General features: G+C 42.2%; 4 protein-coding genes. All 4 read right to left on the bottom strand.

Going from position 1 to position 1,897, the window contains the following annotated elements:
- Positions 1 to 132: 132 nt before the first annotated feature.
- Positions 133 to 780: a hypothetical protein gene (locus tag SBL51_RS23175; protein ID WP_317933581.1), complete on the bottom strand. Its 648-nt coding sequence runs from the start codon at positions 778 to 780 to the stop codon at positions 133 to 135.
- Positions 781 to 887: 107 nt separating this feature from the next.
- Positions 888 to 1,166 (bottom strand): hypothetical protein, encoded by a 279-nt coding sequence (locus tag SBL51_RS23170; protein WP_317933580.1) that lies wholly within the window; start codon positions 1,164 to 1,166, stop codon positions 888 to 890.
- Positions 1,167 to 1,287: 121 nt separating this feature from the next.
- The gene (locus SBL51_RS23165; RefSeq protein ID WP_317933579.1) at positions 1,288 to 1,725 is read right to left on the bottom strand and encodes a hypothetical protein; all 438 of its coding nucleotides are present in this window, start codon (positions 1,723 to 1,725) and stop codon (positions 1,288 to 1,290) included.
- Positions 1,726 to 1,800: 75 nt separating this feature from the next.
- Positions 1,801 to 1,881, bottom strand: a complete 81-nt coding sequence (locus SBL51_RS23315; RefSeq protein ID WP_411860511.1) for a hypothetical protein — start codon at positions 1,879 to 1,881, stop codon at positions 1,801 to 1,803.
- Positions 1,882 to 1,897: the final 16 nt, after the last annotated feature.

The following is a 1,897-nucleotide window of genomic DNA, read 5'->3' as shown; positions in this document are numbered from 1 at the left end:
AAAAAGGTCGCTATCGTTGCCTGCATGCGCAAGTTAATCACTATGCTTAATGCTATGGTTCGCGACGATGTTGCTTGGGCTTACTAAAGGTAAATTTAACTGGGTTGACACCACAGTCGCTTGTTAGGCGCGTCACAGCACTTGACTTAAAATTGATTTTATTTCTCTTGCTCCTGGAGGGCCATCTCCATACGACCATCGCTGCTCATTTATATTGAAACCGAAGCGGTCATATTTTCCTGAATAAAGACCACCAGAATCTCCTTTTCTTCGCTTTCTGGTAAATACGTCAACCCATTCATTACCACCGTGGCATATTGATACTTCGTTACCGCTAGATAGTTTGACTGTTGTGAGTTTCTTGTTTTTTGATGGGCTTTCTAAAATTGCTAGGGCTAGTTCACTAAGATTTGATAGAAGGTTATTTTCTTCCAATACGCAGTACAAATGCTTACAAGCACGACGAGGGTCATTAACAGGAACTCCTTTCCTGTGTTTCTTGAAATCAGGACAGGTGCAAGTCATTTCAGAGACCGAGACATTATATGTTGTGTTTTCGTCACTGTATGATTCGACTTCTTGGTCTGGAATAGACTCGCTTTCTGGGATAGAGAGCGTAGGGTTATCAATTTTCACCACTTCAAATACTTGCTTGGGTTTAGCTGGGATTTTTTGAGGAGAAGAATTAACTTTTTCATCAGGAGCCTCTTCTTCATCACGCCCCATGAAATATGCAACCACCAAAATAACAAATACTACGATGACTATGGTTGTAATCATAACTCTCTCTTTCGCCTAACGCCTCGGGTTGGGGCGCGACGTCAGGAGCGTCCCAGCCAACGGCGACAACCCCGATTTGTTAGCACTTTTTAGTTTTGAGCTGGCTTCTAATTTACGCACTTGAAGCGAATCTCGGTTTTGGGAAAATTGCCAAATATGTATGGCGGCTTCGAATCAATGGATTCTAGAACCTCCACGCTCTTTTCCGTTTTTTGGCATTCCACATATGCCTCACGCATTGCATCAGCTTTAAGTGTGCCCATACCAGTGAAGCCTGTAGCAGCCTGACGAGAAACCATGTAGGTATCATTGCCCATTGGCACCACACCTGAGTTTGATGCGCACCCCGCCAATAAGCATATAGGAATAACGTATTTTAAATTCATAGCTTTCTCGATTATGTAGAGTGCTAACGCCCCAGCCAGCGGCGAGTGGAGCATCGCGTAACGAGTCCAGCAAAAGCCACGCTTTTAGTGGCTTTTGCGCGCTGGGCTGGTTTGTTAGGTTTTATTTGCATGGATACTGTTTCTCTACGAATTCAAGGAAGACCGCCATGAACTCTGCGTCTTTAGGATAACTAGATGCCGCTAAAAATTTGTCTAGACTCTCAATTATTTCGAAATATGCTTGGTTCATGCATATTCCTTGAGGCATTTTATCTAGCACCTCGTTAGGAACATTTTGCCCATGTTCCTTCCTTAGCTGAACGAACATGTCCATCATATAACCGTCTCGTAGTCCCTCAATGAATCCGATTACATGTACAGCTTCCTTTATTTCCTCTTTGGAGAGTTCAGATTCTTTATTTGTATTTTCTGCTTCTATGTACATCACAGCAGAATCTATTCTTTTATCCCACTCCTCAAAGGTACCCCACGTATAGGCCGTGGAATATACTTCCACAGAAATGATTAATATATAAAATCCTAATAAATATTTCTTCATTCTCGACAGAAACCTAACGCCTTGCTTTGGGGCAGCCGGAACAGAGTGATCCTATACCACTTTCGTTGACACTTTTTATGCACATAGACTTTCATATTCCATAGGTGATTGAAAGCCTAATGTGCTGTGTAACCTCTCTCGATTATAAAATTCAATGTACTCAATGATATAC

The organism is Halioxenophilus sp. WMMB6, assembly GCF_033283405.1.
GTDB lineage: Bacteria > Pseudomonadota > Gammaproteobacteria > Pseudomonadales > Cellvibrionaceae > Halioxenophilus.
This window is presented reverse-complemented; position numbering and strand designations above follow the sequence as displayed.

Bases quoted from the DNA above. Each gene is read 5' to 3' on its own strand.
- SBL51_RS23175 (WP_317933581.1), bottom strand. From the start codon at position 780: ATGATTACAACCATAGTCATCGTAGTATTTGTTATTTTGGTGGTTGCA.
- SBL51_RS23170 (WP_317933580.1), bottom strand. From the start codon at position 1,166: ATGAATTTAAAATACGTTATTCCTATATGCTTATTGGCGGGGTGCGCA.
- SBL51_RS23165 (WP_317933579.1), bottom strand. From the start codon at position 1,725: ATGAAGAAATATTTATTAGGATTTTATATATTAATCATTTCTGTGGAA.